17 protein-coding genes are annotated in these 16116 nt (G+C 72.8%); 10 read left to right on the top strand and 7 right to left on the bottom strand.

The genetic code is table 11. The features are described 5' to 3' along the window. Positions 1–295 precede the first annotated feature (295 nt). Entirely contained in the window at positions 296–625 is a 330-nt protein-coding gene (locus ACLIN4_RS19925; protein WP_107479834.1) for a PadR family transcriptional regulator, read from the top strand. Positions 626–630: 5 nt separating this feature from the next. Here ACLIN4_RS19925 and ACLIN4_RS19920 read toward each other — a convergent pair whose 3' ends face one another. Next, entirely contained in the window at positions 631–1905 is a 1275-nt protein-coding gene (locus ACLIN4_RS19920; RefSeq protein ID WP_411576071.1) for an APC family permease, read from the bottom strand. Between the two features lie 243 nt (positions 1906–2148). On the opposite strand from ACLIN4_RS19920, the gene ACLIN4_RS19915 reads away from it, so the two are divergent. The 3 genes from ACLIN4_RS19915 to ACLIN4_RS19905 all read left to right on the top strand — a co-directional run bounded on the left by ACLIN4_RS19915 (position 2149) and on the right by ACLIN4_RS19905 (position 4090). After that, on the top strand, positions 2149–2667 hold the full coding sequence (locus tag ACLIN4_RS19915; protein WP_382025185.1) for a DUF6153 family protein: 519 nt from the start codon (positions 2149–2151) through the stop codon (positions 2665–2667). Between the two features lie 142 nt (positions 2668–2809). Then, the gene (locus tag ACLIN4_RS19910) at positions 2810–3469 is read left to right on the top strand and encodes a DUF305 domain-containing protein (RefSeq protein ID WP_289912120.1); all 660 of its coding nucleotides are present in this window, start codon (positions 2810–2812) and stop codon (positions 3467–3469) included. 114 nt (positions 3470–3583) lie between these two features. Next, positions 3584–4090 carry a DUF4396 domain-containing protein gene (locus ACLIN4_RS19905; RefSeq protein WP_107479830.1) on the top strand — a complete coding sequence of 169 codons (507 nt, stop codon included), beginning with the start codon at positions 3584–3586 and terminating at the stop codon, positions 4088–4090. 72 nt (positions 4091–4162) lie between these two features. Here the strand turns inward: ACLIN4_RS19905 and ACLIN4_RS19900 are convergent, their stop codons facing one another. Beyond that, positions 4163–4441 (bottom strand): heavy-metal-associated domain-containing protein, encoded by a 279-nt coding sequence (locus ACLIN4_RS19900; RefSeq protein ID WP_100046898.1) that lies wholly within the window; start codon positions 4439–4441, stop codon positions 4163–4165. Between the two features lie 268 nt (positions 4442–4709). Here ACLIN4_RS19900 and ACLIN4_RS19895 point away from each other — a divergent pair, with 268 nt between their 5' ends. The 4 genes from ACLIN4_RS19895 (at position 4710) to ACLIN4_RS19880 (ending at position 9633) form a co-directional block, all read left to right on the top strand. Continuing rightward, entirely contained in the window at positions 4710–5468 is a 759-nt protein-coding gene (locus ACLIN4_RS19895; protein WP_411576070.1) for a hypothetical protein, read from the top strand. 10 nt (positions 5469–5478) lie between these two features. After that, complete coding sequence (locus ACLIN4_RS19890; RefSeq protein WP_290014269.1) at positions 5479–7092, top strand: hypothetical protein; 1614 nt, start codon at positions 5479–5481, stop codon at positions 7090–7092. Continuing rightward, positions 7089–7856 carry a TIR domain-containing protein gene (locus ACLIN4_RS19885; RefSeq protein ID WP_107477974.1) on the top strand — a complete coding sequence of 256 codons (768 nt, stop codon included), beginning with the start codon at positions 7089–7091 and terminating at the stop codon, positions 7854–7856. The genes ACLIN4_RS19890 and ACLIN4_RS19885 overlap by 4 nt, the downstream gene beginning before the upstream one ends. A 205-nt stretch (positions 7857–8061) precedes the next feature. Then, positions 8062–9633 carry a macro domain-containing protein gene (locus tag ACLIN4_RS19880; RefSeq protein ID WP_411576069.1) on the top strand — a complete coding sequence of 524 codons (1572 nt, stop codon included), beginning with the start codon at positions 8062–8064 and terminating at the stop codon, positions 9631–9633. A gap of 29 nt (positions 9634–9662) precedes the next feature. Here ACLIN4_RS19880 and ACLIN4_RS19875 read toward each other — a convergent pair whose 3' ends face one another. From ACLIN4_RS19875 to ACLIN4_RS19860, 4 genes are all read right to left on the bottom strand, one after another. Next, entirely contained in the window at positions 9663–11096 is a 1434-nt protein-coding gene (locus tag ACLIN4_RS19875) for a sensor histidine kinase (protein WP_107477975.1), read from the bottom strand. After that, positions 11097–11819, bottom strand: a complete 723-nt coding sequence (locus ACLIN4_RS19870) for a response regulator transcription factor (protein ID WP_107477976.1) — start codon at positions 11817–11819, stop codon at positions 11097–11099. 61 nt (positions 11820–11880) lie between these two features. After that, positions 11881–12495 (bottom strand): CE1759 family FMN reductase, encoded by a 615-nt coding sequence (locus ACLIN4_RS19865; protein WP_100046891.1) that lies wholly within the window; start codon positions 12493–12495, stop codon positions 11881–11883. Beyond that, a complete protein-coding gene (locus ACLIN4_RS19860; protein WP_107477978.1) occupies positions 12492–13601 on the bottom strand; it encodes an LLM class flavin-dependent oxidoreductase in 1110 nt (369 codons plus the stop codon). The genes ACLIN4_RS19865 and ACLIN4_RS19860 overlap by 4 nt, the downstream gene beginning before the upstream one ends. A gap of 103 nt (positions 13602–13704) precedes the next feature. Here ACLIN4_RS19860 and ACLIN4_RS19855 point away from each other — a divergent pair, with 103 nt between their 5' ends. Further along, positions 13705–14043 (top strand): YnfA family protein, encoded by a 339-nt coding sequence (locus tag ACLIN4_RS19855; protein WP_043372042.1) that lies wholly within the window; start codon positions 13705–13707, stop codon positions 14041–14043. A 54-nt stretch (positions 14044–14097) separates the two neighbouring features. Beyond that, the gene (locus ACLIN4_RS19850) at positions 14098–14877 is read left to right on the top strand and encodes an SDR family NAD(P)-dependent oxidoreductase (RefSeq protein WP_107477979.1); all 780 of its coding nucleotides are present in this window, start codon (positions 14098–14100) and stop codon (positions 14875–14877) included. A gap of 21 nt (positions 14878–14898) precedes the next feature. Here the strand turns inward: ACLIN4_RS19850 and ACLIN4_RS19845 are convergent, their stop codons facing one another. Next, complete coding sequence (locus tag ACLIN4_RS19845; RefSeq protein ID WP_107477980.1) at positions 14899–16092, bottom strand: RtcB family protein; 1194 nt, start codon at positions 16090–16092, stop codon at positions 14899–14901. Between the last annotated feature and the right edge of the window lie 24 nt (positions 16093–16116).

Genomic DNA, 16116 nt, shown 5'->3' with positions numbered 1-16116 from the left:
GGGGCTGTCGTGGCTCGCGGCGCGGGGCTTGCGGGGAGCGTTCGGCAACGCGGGTCTCCTACTCGTGCGGCCGCCCGGGCATGCGGACGGTCCTGGTCACCAGTAGGGACTGTTGGCGGCGTCGGTGCCGCGGTTCGGGTACGGCGAGCCCCACCGCCGCGCGACCGCCCGGACCGGGCCGGCCGCTGCCGCCCCAGGGTAGCCCAGCCCGCCCGCGCGAGTTCCGGGCCGGGCGTGCCGGGCCTCGTAGACTCGATGGCCGATATCGGTTTCGTCACTGCCGGAGGTGGGCCGGGTGCGGGAGTTCCAGCGGGGCGCGGTGCGGCTGCACATCCTGCACCACGCGTCCCGGGAGGAGATCCACGGCGCCTGGATGACCGGCGAACTGGCCCGGCACGGGTACCGGATCAGTCCCGGCACCCTGTACCCGACGCTGCATCGCCTGGAGGCGGACGGGCTGCTCACCTCGGAGCAGCGCGTGGTGGACGGCCGCACCCGCCGCGTCTACCGGGCGACCGAGGCGGGGAGGGCGGCCCTCGCCGAGGACCGCAGGGCCCTGGAGGAGCTGGCCCGCGAGGTGCTCGGCGACGAGCGGCCCCGACCTGACGGCGCGCCCGGGACCTGACCCCGCTACGCGCCTCGGGACGCGAGCGCGCGGCGGACGCCGTACGCGGTGACGCCGGCGGCGAGTACGGCCGCCCCGGAGATCACGGAGGAGACCGGCAGGGTGAACGCCAGCAGCAGGCAGCCCGCGAGCCCGGCCGCCGGGAGCGCGCGCGGCGGGCGGCCCTCCTCGGGGGTCAGCGTCCACGCGGCGGCGTTGGCGACGGCGTAGTACGCGAGGACCGCGAAGGACGAGAAGCCCATCGCCCCGCGCAGGTCCGCCGTCGCGGCGAGCACGGCCACCACGGCGCCGACGAGCAGCTCGGCACGGTGCGGGACCTCGAACCGCGGGTGGACGGCGGCCAGGGCGTGCGGCAGGTGCCGGTCGCGGGCCATGGCCAGGGTGGTCCGCGAGACGCCGAGGATCAGGGCCAGCAGCGAGCCGAGCGCGGCCACCGCGGCTCCCGCCCGCACGACCGGCGCCAGCCAGTCGTGGCCCGCGGCCCGCACGGCGTCCGCCAACGGAGCGGCGGACTCCGCCAGCCCCTCGGGGCCGAGCACCGACAGGACGGCGAGTGCCACGAGGACGTACACGGCCAGCGCGATGCCCAGGGCGAGCGGAACGGCGCGGGGGATGGTGCGGGCAGGGTCGCGGACCTCCTCGCCCAGGGTGGCGATGCGCGCGTACCCGGCGAAGGCGAAGAACAGCAGGCCCGCCGCCTCCAGCACCCCGCCGGCGGTGGCGTCGCCCCCGACGTCCCAGCGGGCCGGGTCCGCGGCGCCGGAGCCGAGGGACGCGATCACCACGGCGGCGAGCACCGCCAGGACCACGGCGACGATCACGCGGGTCAGCCACGCCGACTTCTGCACCCCGGCGTAGTTCACCGCGGTCAGCGCCACCACCGCGGCGACCGCGACGGCGTGCGCCTGGCCGGGCCAGACGTACGCGCCGACGGTCAGGGCCATGGCCGCGCAGGAGGCGGTCTTGCCCACGACGAAGGCCCAGCCGGCGAGGTGGCCCCAGAACGGCCCGAGGCGTTCCCGGCCGTAGACGTAGGTTCCGCCGGAGGCCGGGTAGCGGGCGGCGAGCCGGGCGGACGAGGTGGCGTTGCAGTACGCCACCACGGCGGCCACCGCCAGCCCGATCAGGAGCCCGGAGCCGGCCGCGCGGGCGGCCGGGGCGAGGGCCGCGAAGATGCCCGCGCCGATCATCGAGCCCAGCCCGATCGTCACGGCGTCGGACACGCCCAGCCGCCGCCGCAGCTCGTCCGGCGTTCCCGTGGCGGTCGAAGACTCACCCATCGGCCCACTCCTCACGGCCCGGCCCCATGTCTTACGGCTCCCGATATCGGCTGACGATATAGGAGCCGGACGACTCGACGGTGAACTTCCGGTGCCGAACCAGTACGTCGTTCCCCCCTCTCCCCTTCGGCTCCCCCTCCCTCTCTCCCTTCGGACTCTCCCCCTCGGACCGGCCGCGGCGGAGTGCGTGCCGGTCGCCGGGCCGCCGCGTCCTTCCCGGCCCGGACCCGTAGCATGACGTGCGTGACCAGAAGCGCCCCGTCGATCAACCGCCCGGCCGGGCGGCTGCTCACGCTGCTGGTGATGGCGGTACTGGCCGGCCTGCTCGGCATGCACGGCCTGGCCCCCGGGGTGCCGACGGGGCACGCGGGCCCCGGACACACGGACCCCGGACACGCGCGGGCGATGAGCGCCGCGGCCGGTGTCCCGCGCGAGGGCCGGGCACACGCCACGGACGATGCGCCGCAGGCGTCGGCACACGGCACGGACGACGCGCCGCAGACGTACGGCACCCACGGCACCGACAGTCCTCCGTACGCGGATCGGGCCTGCGGGCACACGGACGGCGGGTCGGGGCATGTGGATCACGCCGACGGCACGTGCGCGGCCGCCGGGACCGCCTCCGCCTACACGCCACCGGCCCTGACCGGCGCCGCCGCCGACGCACCGGCCTCAGCTTCGCCCGCCGTGACGGCCGTGCGAGCGCCCGGGGACGTGCGGGGGCCGCCCGACCTCTCCGAACTCCAACTCCTGCGGATATAGAGCGGCCCGCACGGCATCCCACGCGCCGGTGGTCTCCGGCTGTCCCGGCTTCCACCGGGTGACGGGTGCCGTGCCGCCGCACGCCCTCACATCCGCTCGACCGCGCGCCGCGAACGGCGCGCGGGAAGGAGTCGCACCCATCATGAAGCGCAAGCGTTCCCTCGTACGCCGTACCGCCGCCGCAGTCGCCGCCGGCGCGGCGGCACTCACCCTCGCCGCCTGTGGCGGAGCCGACGACGGCGACGCCGGCGGCTCCGCCGGACACGGCGGCCACAACGCCTCGGCCTCGGCTTCCGCACCTGCCTCCGCACCGGCCTCGCAGGGCCGGCACAACGCCGCCGACGTGGCCTTCGCGAAGGGGATGATCCCCCACCACCGCCAGGCCGTCGAGATGGCCGACCTCGCGCCCGAGCGGGCGGGGTCGCCCGAGGTCGAGAAGCTGGCCGCGGAGATCAAGAAGGCCCAGGACCCGGAGATCAGGACGCTGTCCGGCTGGCTCACGTCGTGGGGCGAGGATGTGCCCGCCGATGACGCCGCCATGGACCACTCCACGCACGGCAAGGAGGGCATGGACGGCATGATGACGGACCAGGAGATGCGCGGGCTCGAGGACGCTTCGGGCGAGGCGTTCGACACCGCCTTCCTGGAGCTGATGATCAAGCACCACGAAGGCGCGGTCGCGATGGCGAGGACCGAGCAGACCGACGGCGCGCACGCGCCGGCCAAGAAGATGGCCGGAGAGATCATCACGTCCCAGAGCGCCGAGATCGAGCGCATGAACCGGCTGCTCGGCAAGGGATGACCCGTCGGCAAGACGTCCGTCACGGGAGTACGGAATACCCCTAGGGGGTATATGGTTTCCCGTCCGTGGGGCCCACTCCGGGCCCCACGGGACGTCGATTGGGGTTGGAAGGTCATGGAGCATCACCACACGCACCAGGAGCAGCACACCCCCGCGCACCAGGGACACCACTCCGGTGCCGCGCACGGCGCGACCTGGGCGACGGCGGTGCGGGCGACCCTGCACTGCCTCACCGGGTGCGCCATCGGCGAGATCCTCGGCATGGTCATCGGCACGGCCCTCATGTGGGGCAACGTGCCGACGATGATCCTGGCGATCTCCCTCGCCTTCATCTTCGGCTACTCCTTCACCCTCTTCGCCGTGGTCCGCGCGGGGGTCTCCCTGAAGGCGGCGGTGAAGGTGGCGCTGGCCGCCGACACCGTGTCCATCGCGGTGATGGAGCTGGTCGACAACGGCATCATCGCGCTGACGCCGGGGGCGCTGGACGCGCACCTGTCGGACGGACTGTTCTGGTACGCGCTGCTCGGCGGGTTCGCCGTGGCGTTCCTGATCACCACGCCGGTCAACAAGTGGATGATCGGCCGCGGCAAGGGCCACGCCGTGGTCCACGCCTACCACTGACCCGGCCGCCGCGACGCCGGACACGGAAGCCGGGCCCGAGTACGGGCCCGGCTTCCGTGCGGGTCGGCTCCCTCAGGCCGCGCGGCCGGTGAGCTCGTACCCGGCGTCGTCGACGACCCGGGCCAGCAGCGCGTCGTCGGGCTCCCCCACGGTGGTGACGGAGACCCGGCCCGCCCCGCGGTCGACCTCGACCGCCCGTACGCCGTCCAGGGCGCCGATCTCCTTGGTGAGCGTGGCCTCGCAGTGTCCGCAGGTCATGCCGGCGACGGCGTACACGGTGGTGACGCCCTCGGTGACCGTGGCGGTGGTGGCGGCGGTGGAGCAGCTGCCGTCAGGAGTGCAGCAGGACATGGTTCCTCCGGACAAACGATCGGTGGGTACCCCCCAGGGGTACAGTTGACGTCTCCAATGTATACCCCTAGGGGGTATATGCGAAAGCCTGAGCAGCGGCGACGTACCGCCGCCCATACCGGAAGCCGATCGGAAGCGCATCGGAAGCCTCGAAATCTGGTTTCGGAAGCGCCGGTACTGGTCGGATCGGGCGAAGCGCAGAGCACATCGACCCACTGGGGTCGGCCGGAATCCGCTCGGGCGGAAGCCGGAGGCATCGAGGTGACAGATGAGTGATACACGTGTCCCGCCCCACGGCACCGGCTCCTACCCCGCCCCGGGCCTCGCGCCCGAGCCGGGGCGGATACGCAACCAGGCGCTGGTTGCCGTCGGCGCCCCGTTCCTCCTCGTCGCGGTCCTCGTCGTCGCCTTCGGGACGGCCGGCGGCGGCAGCGACACGGTGTCGTCCTCCGGCGGCTTCAACGGCGGCACGCTGGGCGGCGCCTTCACCGGGGACCCCTTCGGCGACGGGACCGACGACGACTCGTCCGACGACTCGTCCGACGAGACGGACGGCGCCTACGGCACGACCGACGGCCTGACGGGCGGCACGACCGACGGCACGTCGGGGGACACCACCGGCGGCTACGGCACGACCGGCGACCACGGCCTCCCCGGCGACGACGCCTCCTCGTCGAGCGGATCGCCGGCCGACGACGCGAACGGCGACGAGCCGGGCGCCGGCGTCACCGCACCGGCGGCCGGTCCGGAGGCGACCGTGACGGCGTACTTCGACGCCATCAACGACCGCGACTTCAGGACGGCTTGGGAACTGGGCGGCAAGAACATCGACCCGGACTACGACCACTTCGCCGAGGGCTTCGACACGACCGAGAGCGACGAGCTCACCGTCCACGGCACGACGGGGGACACCGTCTACGTCACTTTCGTCGCCCGGCAGACGGACGGCTCCGAGCAGACCTACGACGGCAGCTACACCGTGCGCGACGGGCTCATCGTCTCGGCGGTCGTCCAGGAGAGGGGCTGAGAAGGCCGCCATGACCACGCACTCCGCACCCCCGTCCCCCGCCGCGCCCCTGCCCCCCGACGCGCCCCCGCCGCCCGACGCGACGAGCAACGCGACCCGCCTGCTCTGCGCCGGCACCTACCTCGACCCCGTGTACCGCAAGGCGGTGATCCGGGAGCTGCTGACCGAGCGCTTCCGGGTCGTGGCACCCTCGTACGGCTACGACGCCGTGCCCGTGCTGGCCCACGCGCTCGCCGCCCACAACCTCCGGCTCCAGCAACTGCGCACACTGCTCGCCGGTGCCGCCGTCGTCGTCCTGCTCATGGCCACCGGCGTCCTGAGCACCCTCGGCGCCGCACTCCTCTTCGTCTGGCTGGCCTGGGCCACCATGTTCCTGCGCCGGATCGCCGTCCTGCGGACACTGGCCGCCCACCTCGCGCCGCCCGCCGACGGGGCCCACTTCGACGGGCGGTACCCCCGGACCACGCGTCTCACTCCGGAACTCGTCCGCAAGATCACCGACGAACAGGGGTCGGAGACCGTGCGCTACGGCGGGTACAAGCCCTTCATCGGGGCGGGCGCACTCTGGCGCCGCTGGTCGAACGCGGAGCTGCTGATCGGGGCCCCGGTCGCGTCGGCCGGCTCCTTCGACCAGGGCCTCTTCGACGGCCGCGTCCCGCGCCCGGCCGGCCCGGCGAACGGCGCCCCGAACGGCACGCCCAACGGCGCGGGCGCACCCGCGCACCCCGAGCGCAGGCCGATCATCCCCTTCACGACCGAGGAGATCACCTCCCAGGTCCGCGACCGGATGCTCGCCGAACTCCGCGACCGGCCCAGGCCCTCCGACAGCATCCGGCTGCTCTCCGTCGACCGGCGCCGCTTCACCACCGCCGTCCGCACCCTCGACGGACCGACGCTCCGCGTGCCCGCCGACGGCCGTCCCGGCACCGGCGAGCACTGGCGGGAGGCCTACGACGCGGACCGCGAGTACCTGTGCATCCGGATCGGGTCCTGGAACCAGGAGCTCGTCACCACGGTGTTCGTCGGGTTCGACATCAAGGGCGCCACCCTGCACACCGAGTTCTACACCTACGTCCTCGCCCCCGTGGCCGAGAGCTTCCACCTGGTCGACCGGCTGCCCGCCACCATCGACGGCCGGCTGATGGGCCGTATCGCGTGGGACGTGACCCGCAGCGTGCCCGGCGAACTCCTGCGGCTGCTCACCAACCCGCTCCAGGAGCGCCTGCCCAGCCGCTCCGGCACCGTCAAGGTGACGGTCCCCCAGCCGGCCGACCGCAGCGAGTTCCGGCTCGGCCGCTACGCGGACACCGTCGTGGACTGCGGCGCGCGCACCAGCGTCCGGGAGATGGCGGCCAGCAGCGATTTCCACCACTTCTTCCAGGAGACCGACGCCCTCAAGTACACCCAGATCGTCGAGCGCCACCTCCTGCAGATCGTCGGCGACTTCCTGCGCGAGCACGACGTGGACACCCGGGACCACGAGGCCAACCAGACCAACATCCTCCAGCAGAACTTCGGCGCGAACAGCACCAACAACTTCGGCGGCAACCAGAGCGTCGGCAACAGCGGCACCCAGACATTCGGCAACAACTCCGGCGTCACCAGGGAGGCTCGGCCCGCATGAGAAGCCAGCAGTTCGGCGACCACGGCTTCGGCCAGCACGGCAGCAACACCAACTTCGGCGGGAACCAGAGCGTCGGCAACAGCGGCACGCAGAGCTTCGGCGACAACTCCCCGGTCGTACCGGCGCCCGCCGGACCGGGAGCACCTGGCGGACCTGGCTCACCGGCAGGGCAGCCGTACGCCGGCACCCGGCGCCACGACCTGGCCCCGCCGCCCGGCGACGGCGACCGGGCGCGCAGCGTGTTCGTCGTCCACGGCCGCGACGAGCAGGTACGGCGCGAGATGTACGAGCTGCTGCGCCGCCTCGACCTGCGCCCCAAGGAGTGGGAGGACCTGATCAGGGCGACCGGCCAGGCCTCCCCCTTCCTCGGTGACGTGGTCGCCGGCGCCCCCGCGCAGGCCCAGGCGGCACTCGTCCTGCTCACACCGGACGACATCGTCACGCTCCACCCGGAGCTGCGCGGACACGACGAGCCCGACCACGAGACGCGGCCCGTCTGCCAGTCCCGCCCGAACGTCCTGATCGAGCTGGGCATGGTGCTGATGGCCTACCCCGAGCGCACGCTGATCGTCGAGGTCGGCAACCTGCGGCCGATCGCCGACATCGCCGGGCGCAACGTCATCCGCTTCGACGGCTCCGCCACGGCCGTCGGCAAGATCGTGCAGCGCCTGAAGCTGGCGGGCTGCACGGTCGACGACACCGGCTCGGACTGGCGCCAGACCTACCCGTTCCAGCACCTGTCCGCCTACCACCGCCGGCCGTAGTCCGGCGGATCCGGCGCCGATCGGGGGACCGGCGCAAACGGCCCCCGGGGGGCGTGCCGCGGCCTCGGCACGCCCCCGGGGGCCCACTGATGTCCACCGATGTCCGCCGAAACCCCAACTCTCCCGAAGAGACCGTTGGTACGCTGCCGACACCTCCCCCGCCACCGCCCGGCGGGAGAGAGTGAAGCGAGTGGAGACCACTTGTATGGCGCGCATCCGTGTCAGCGTCCTGGGCCCGGCGAGACTCCAAGTCGACGGCGAACCCGTCCGGTTGACCCCGTTGACGACACGGCTGCTGGTCCGGCTGGTGGCGGCTGACGGCGAGCCCGTACCGATCCGCCGACTGCACCGGGACGTATGGGCGGTCCCCGGCACGCAGCCGCACCGGACCGGACGCCACCGCAACGACGTGCAGAAGCGCGTCCTCGAACTGCGCCGCGCCCTCGACCCCGATCAGAGCGGCGAGGGCACCCGCATCCTGCGCACCGAGCAACTGCCGTCCGGCCCGGCGCCCGAGACGGCGTACCGGCTGGTGCTCACCCCCGACACACTGGACTGCGCGGAGTTCACCGACCTCGTCCACTCCGCGCTGCTCGCGGCCCCCGCGTCGGCCGCCGACCGGCTGGGCGCGGCACTCGACCTCGTCCGCGGCCGTCCCCTGGCCGACGCGGCCGACGAGGACTTCGCGCAGCCCCTGATCCGCCGGCTCACCGCACTGCACGAGACGGCCCGCCGCCAGCTGATCCGCAGCCGCATCGACCTGGGCCGCCACGACCTCGCCCTGCCGGTCGCGGAACGGATGGCCCGGGAACGCCCGGACGACCCCGGCATCGCCGAACTGCTCGGCTCCCTGCGGGCCCGGCTGCGCGAGCGCCACGGACACGAACTGCTGCGGCAGCCCGTGCCCGGTGCGGGCGGCGGCGAGCTCGTGGTGGTGCGCGGCGACCTGTTCGGCCAGGAGGACGCCAATCTGGTGGTCGGGTTCACCGACACCTTCGACACCGCCACCGAGCGGGACCTGGTGATCAGCCGGGACAGCGTGCAGGGCCAGCTGGTGGACCGGCTGTTCGGCGGCGAGCGCAAGCTGCTGGACGACCGCCTCCAGGCCGGGCTGAGGGCGTTCACCCCGGTGCGCACGGAACGCCCCCAGGACAAGCCCCGCGGGCGGCGCGTCCGCTACCCGGTCGGCACCACCGTCCCGCTGCCGGTCGACGGCCGCCGGGTCTTCGCCGTGGCCTACTCCCGGCTCGGCAACGACCTCGTCGCCCGCTCCTCACCGGACGACCTGAAGGCGAGCCTGGAGCGGCTCTGGCCGGCCGTCGCCCGGTACGGCATGTACAAGCCGGTGGCGATACCGCTGATCGGCGCCGGACTGGCCCGGGTCGTGGAGCTGGACCGCACCCAGCTTCTGCTGATGATCGTCGAGAGCTTCGCCGCCCATTTCCGCCGGGACCCGACGACCGCCCCGGAACTGCGCGTCGTGATCCGCCCGGCCGACCTGGAACGGACCGACCTGTCCGCGCTGGGCTCGTATCTGCGGACCTCGCGGTACGACAGCCCGTACGCCGTCGGCACGCCGCGCACCGCGAGCGTCGTGGGCACCGGTGGCACCGGTGACACCACTTGTACCGCGGGCACCACCAGCACCGGTAGCAACGTAAGCACTGCTCACACTGCGAGCACCGACAGGTCCGCCAGCACCGAAGACACCACCAGGACCACCAGCTCCACCGACACCAGGGTCACCAAAAACGCCCCGAGCCCCCACCACCAGTAACGCCCGTCCCTCGGGACACCCGGGGTCCCTCAGTCACCGTCCCCGACCCCGCTCCCCGCGGGCCACCCGCCCACCGTGAATCCGACCACCGACCCGCCTCCGTCCCGCCGGAAGGCGAACGTCGCTCCCCCGTGCGCCAGTGCCACCTCCCGCACGATGGACAGGCCGAGGCCGGAACCGGGCCGGGAGCGGGCGCCGGCGGTGCGGAAGAAGCGGTCGAAGACCCGGGTCAGGTCGGCTTCGGCGATGCCCGGACCGCGGTCGCGGACCTCGACGCGGATCGGGCCCTCCAGGGCCGGCCCGGCGACGGCGACCTCGATGGGGCCGGTACCGCCCGGGTCGAACTTGGCGGCGTTCTCCACCAGGTTGGACAGTGCACGGGTCAGCATCGCGGGCCGGCCCTCCGTCACCGTCTCGCCCCGGACGCTCACCCCGATCTCCCGCCCGGTACGGCGCCGGGCCAGGCTCGCCACGTCGCGTGCGATCCGGGCGAGGTCGACCCGTTGCGGGGGCTCGCCGGCGGACTGCCCGGCCGCCAGCTCGACCAGTTCGTTGACCAGGTCGGTCAGCTCGCGGGCCTCCTGGCCCAGGTCGGCGACGAGTTCCTCGCGTGCGCCGGGCGGCAGCTCGTCCATCCTGCGCAACAGCGAGATGTTCGTCCGCAGCGAGGTCAGCGGCGTACGCAACTCGTGGCCCGCGTCCTGGACCAGGCGCCGCTGGTCCTCCTCCGACTGGGCGAGGCGGACCAGCATCAGGTCGATGGCGCGGCCCAGGCGGCCCACCTCGTCGGGGCCGGTGACCGGCACCTCGACACCGAGCCGGCGAGTCCGGGCGACGTCCTCGGCGGCGGAGGTGAGGAGCACCAGCCGCCGGGTCATGCGCCGCGCCAGCCACCAGCCGAACAGCCCGGCGGCCGTCACCACCGCGGCCATCAGCAGCAGCGTCCGCCGCTGCAGCGCCCGCAGCAGTTCCTCGGTGTCGCTGAACTCCTGCGCCACCTGCACCGCGCCCCGGCCACCGCCCAGGGACACCGTCGCGACCCGGAAGACGTCGTCGCCGACCCCGACGTCCTCGTGCTCGACCGTCCGCCCGGCCACGGCGGCGTGCGCGGTCCGCCGGTCGGCGTCGGTGACCGGCAGCCGCGGCACGGCCGAGTCGGAGACCTCGCCGTCCGGCCCGAGGACCTGCACGTCGGTGCGGGCCGGGCGGACGATCTCGTGGCCCGGCGCGGAGGAGGAGAAGTCATCGGGCGACATCCGCCGCTCGCGCACCTCGGCCCGCAGGTCCTGCACGACCTGCGCGAAGACGGACTCCTGGTCCACCCGCACCAGCCGGGCCGCCGCGTTGTACGACAGCACCCCGACCAGGACCGTGACCACGGCGGTGACCGCCGCGAACGACACCGCGAACGTCGTCCGCAGCGACAGCAGCCGGGGCCGGCGCCCGAGCGGGGAGGGGCCCACTCAGTCCTCCCGCAGCACGTAACCCACCCCGCGCACGGTCTGGATCGGCTGCGGCGCGCCCGGCTGGTCGAGCTTGCGGCGCAGGTAGCCGACGTAGACGGCGAGGTTCTTGGAGCCGGGCCCGAAGTCGTAGCCCCAGATGCGGTCGTAGATCGTGGAGTGGTCGAGCACGATGCCCGCGTTGCGCACCAGCAGTTCCAGCAGCTCGAACTCGGTGCGGGTCAGCTCCAGCTCGCGCCCGTCCCGCCAGGCGCGGCGGGCCCGCGGGTCCATGCGCAGCCCGGCCGCCTCCAGGTAGCGTGCGTCCGGCTCGCGCTCCGGGTCCGCCCCCGGGGAGGCGGTCTCCGTCTCCTCGCGGTCGGTGCGGCGCAGCAGAGCGCGCAGCCGGGCGAAGACCTCCTCGACGTCGAAGGGCTTCACCACGTAGTCGTCGGCGCCCGCGTCCAGGCCCGCGATCCGGTCGGCGGTCTCCACCAGCGCCGTCAGCATCAGGATCGGCGTGGGGTCGCCCTCGGCGCGCAGCTCCCGGCAGACCTGGAGGCCGTCGATGCCCGGCATCATCACGTCCAGCACGAGCACGTCCGGCCGGCCGCTGTGTGCCTGGGCCAGTGCCTCGGTGCCGTCGGCGACCGCGGTGACCCGGTAGCCCTCCAGGGTGAGGGCGCGCTCCAGGGCGTGCCGGATCGCGCGGTCGTCTTCGGCGAGCAGAACAGTCCGGGGCACGCGTCCAGTCTGCCAAGGTGATCGGGCCCGTGACCGGAGGGCCGGGCTTCTTACCGGGTTCTCACCCTGTGGGCCGCAGCGCCGCGAGGCGTTCCTCGAAGGGGACGACCTCGAAGGCGTCGTCCGCCGGCTTCCCGGCCGGTTCCGGGGCCGCCGACAGCCCGCCCGTCAGCGTGGCCAGCTCGGCGGCGGCCCGCTCGATCCGCCCGTCCAGCCCCTCGGCGCCCCAGTCCTCCGATGCGGCGTACACGCCGGTCGGGACGACGACGGCCTTGAGGTAGGCGAAGAGCGGCCGCAGGGCGTGGTCCAGGACCAGGGAGTGCCGGGCCGTGCCGCCGGTCGCGCCGATCAGCACCGGCTTCCCGGCGAGGGCGTTCTCGTCGGTGACGCTCAGCGCGTCGAAGAACGACTTGAACAGCCCGCTGTACGACGCGGAGAACACCGGCGTGACCGCGATCAGGCCGTCGGCCGCCGCCACCGCGTCGAAGGCGGCGGCGAGGTTGCGGCCAGGGAAGCCGTTGGTGAAGGTGTGGGCGATCTCCACGGCGAGGTCGCGCAGCTCGACCACCTGCACCTCGGCCGGGGTCCGCTCGGCGGTGGCGGCGGCCAGGCGGTCGGCGAGCAGCCGGGTGGAGGACGGGACGCTCAGTCCCGCCGAGACGACGACGAGCTTCATGCCCGTGCTCCTTCCTGTCGGTCCTCGCGCTCCTTGCGGGCGGTGGCCAGCTGGGAGGCGTGCGTGGGGGCGTCCGGCACGTTCGCCGGGCGGTTCTTGGCGAACTCCTCGCGCAGTACCGGTACGACCTCCTCGCCGAGCAGGTCGAGCTGCTCCAGGACGGTCTTCAGGGGCAGTCCGGCGTGGTCCATCAGGAACAGCTGGCGCTGGTAGTCACCGGCGTAGTCGCGGAAGGCGAGCGTCTTCTCGATCACCTGCTGCGGCGAGCCCACGGTGAGCGGGGTCTGCGCGGTGAAGTCCTCCAGCGACGGCCCGTGCCCGTAGACCGGGGCGACGTCGAAGTACGGGCGGAACTCGCGCACCGCGTCCTGGCTGTTCTTCCGCATGAACACCTGCCCGCCCAGGCCGACGATCGCCTGCTCGGGCGTGCCGTGCCCGTAGTGGGCGTAGCGGTTGCGGTACAGCTCGACCATGCGCTTGGTGTGGTCGGCCGGCCAGAAGATGTTGTTGTGGAAGAAGCCGTCGCCGTAGTACGCGGCCTGCTCGGCGATCTCCGGCGAGCGGATCGAGCCGTGCCAGACGAACGGCGCGACCCCGTCCAGCGGACGCGGCGTGGACGTGAAGCCCTGGAGCGGGGTGCGGAACTTCCCCTCCCAGGTGACGACGTCCTCGCGCCACAGGCGGTGCAATAGGGCGTAGTTCTCGACCGCCAGGTTGATGCCCTCGCGGATGTCCTTGCCGAACCAGGGGTAGACCGGGCCGGTGTTGCCGCGCCCCATCATCAGGTCCACCCGGCCGTCGGCCAGGTGCTGGAGCATCGCGAAGTCCTCGGCGATCTTCACCGGGTCGTTCGTGGTGATGAGGGTGGTGGAGGTGGACAGGATCAGCTTCTCGGTGCGGGCCGCGATGTAGCCGAGCATCGTGGTCGGGGACGAGGGCACGAAGGGCGGGTTGTGGTGCTCGCCGGTCGCGAAGACGTCCAGGCCGACCTCCTCGGCCTTCAGCGCGATGGCGACCATGGCCTTGATCCGCTCACGCTCGGTCGGCGTCCGGCCCGTGGTCGGGTCCGGGGTGACGTCGCCGACGGTGAAGATGCCGAACTGCATGGTCGCTCAACCTCCGAGTTGTTGACGGTTCAACTATACCCGTGAACGGAGGACCCCCGGACGTTATTCCGCCCCCCGTTCCTCCCCGTGCGAAGCTGCCCCCATGCTGGTCCTCCGCTCCGCCGCCCTCTTCGTCGTCGCCGCCCTCTTCGAGATCGGCGGCGCCTGGCTGGTCTGGCAGGGCGTGCGCGAACAGCGCGGCTGGCTGTGGGCCACCGGCGGGGTCCTCGCCCTCGGCGCCTACGGCTTCGTCGCCACGTTCCAGCCCGACGCCCACTTCGGCCGCATCCTCGCCGCGTACGGCGGGATCTTCGTGGCCGGCTCGATCCTGTGGGGCGTGGTCGCGGACGGCTACCGCCCCGACCGCTGGGACATCACCGGGGCACTGGTCTGCCTCGCCGGGATGGCCGTGATCATGTGGGCGCCCCGCAACGGCGGCTGACTACCCTGGTCGGCGACCGTCCGCACCGCACCCGTCACGCAACAGGAGCAGCCCATGGCCACCGCAGCCGCCCCGTCCGCCGCCTCCCGCATCGCCGTCGTCACCGGTGCGAGCAGCGGCATCGGCGCCGCCACGGCCCGGCAGCTCGCCGAAGCCGGCTACCGCGTCGTCCTCACCGCCCGCCGCAAGGACCGCATCGAGGCACTGGCGGCGGAGATCCAGGCGGCAGGCCACCAGGCCACGGCGTACCCCCTGGACGTCACCGACCGCGCGGCCGTCGACGAGTTCGCCACCGCCTTCAAGACGATCGGCGTCCTCGTCAACAACGCGGGCGGAGCACTCGGCGCCGACCCGGTGGCCACCGGCGACCCCGAGGACTGGCGCCGCATGTACGAGACGAACGTCCTCGGCACCCTCAACCTCACCCAGGCCCTGCTCCCCAAGCTGGAGGCGAGCGGCGACGGCACGGTGGTCGTCGTCTCCTCCACCGCCGGCTTCGCCACCTACGAGGGCGGCGCGGGCTACGTCGCCGCCAAGCACGCCGAACACGTCCTCGCCGAGACCCTCCGCCTGGAGATCGTCGGCCGCCCGGTACGCGTCGTCGAGATCGCGCCCGGCATGGTCAAGACCGACGAGTTCGCCCTCACCCGCTTCAGCGGCGACGAGGAGAAGGCGGCCAAGGTCTACGCCGGCGTCCCGGCCCCCCTGACCGCCGACGACGTCGCCGACACCATCACCTGGGCGGTCACCCGACCCGCCCACGTCAACATCGACCTCCTGGTCGTCCGCCCCCGCGCCCAGGCCTCGAACACGAAGGTGCACCGGGAGGCGTAGGCCCCCCGGCGCACCGGCGCGTCAGCCCTTCACGCAGACGACCTGCTTCAGCTTCGCCACGACCTCCACGAGGTCGCGCTGCTGGTCGATGACCTGGTCGATCGGCTTGTACGCACCCGGGATCTCGTCCACGACGCCGGAGTCCTTGCGGCACTCCACGCCACGCGTCTGCTCCTCCAGGTCCTTGGTGGAGAAGCGGCGCTTGGCGGCGTTGCGGCTCATGCGCCGGCCGGCGCCGTGCGAGGCGGAGTTGAAGGACTTGGCGTTCCCGAGACCCTTGACGATGTACGAACCCGTGCCCATGGAGCCGGGGATGATCCCGTACTCGCCGGAACCGGCCCGGATCGCGCCCTTGCGGGTGACGAGCAGGTCCATCCCGTCGTAACGCTCCTCGGCCACGTAGTTGTGGTGCGCGCTGATCTCCGGCTCGAAGACCGGCTTGGCCTTCTTGAACTCCTTGCGGACCACGTCCTTGAGGAGCGCCATCATCAGCGTGCGGTTGTACCTCGCGTACTCCTGCGCCCAGAACAGGTCGTTGCGGTACGCCGCCATCTGCGGGGTGTCCGCGACGAACACCGCGAGGTCGCGGTCGATCAGACCCTGGTTGTGCGGAAGCTTCTGGGCGATGCCGATGTGGTGCTCGGCGAGTTCCTTGCCGATGTTGCGTGAACCCGAGTGGAGCATGAGCCACACAGAACCGGTCGTATCCGTGCACACCTCGACGAAATGGTTGCCGCTTCCGAGCGTTCCCATTTGCTTTTCGGCTCGCTCGTGACGGAATTTGACCGCCTCCGCCACCCCGTCGAACCGCCCCCAGAAGTCGTCCCACCCCGCCGTCGCCAGCCCGTGGAACCGCCCCGGATCGACGGGACTGTCGTGCATCCCCCGCCCCACCGGAATCGCCTGCTCGATCTTCGAGCGCAGCCGCGACAGGTCGCCCGGCAGGTCGTTGGCCGTCAGGGACGTCTTCACCGCCGACATCCCGCAGCCGATGTCCACGCCCACCGCCGCCGGGCACACCGCGCCCCGCATCGCGATCACGGACCCGACCGTCGCGCCCTTGCCGTAGTGCACGTCCGGCATGACCGCGAGGCCCTTGATCCACGGCAGGGTCGCGACGTTGCGCAGCTGCTGGAGCGCGCCCTCCTCGACCGTCGCCGGGTCGGTCCACATGCGGATCGGCACCTTCGCGCCCGGCATCTCCACGTACGACATATCGTCCTCATTCCCCCGGAAAAC

The sequence above is a fragment of the Streptomyces mutabilis genome, from assembly GCF_046628145.1.
Lineage (GTDB): Bacteria > Actinomycetota > Actinomycetes > Streptomycetales > Streptomycetaceae > Streptomyces > Streptomyces mutabilis.
Note: the sequence above shows the minus strand (reverse complement) of the source record. Positions and strands in the feature narration are given on the sequence as shown.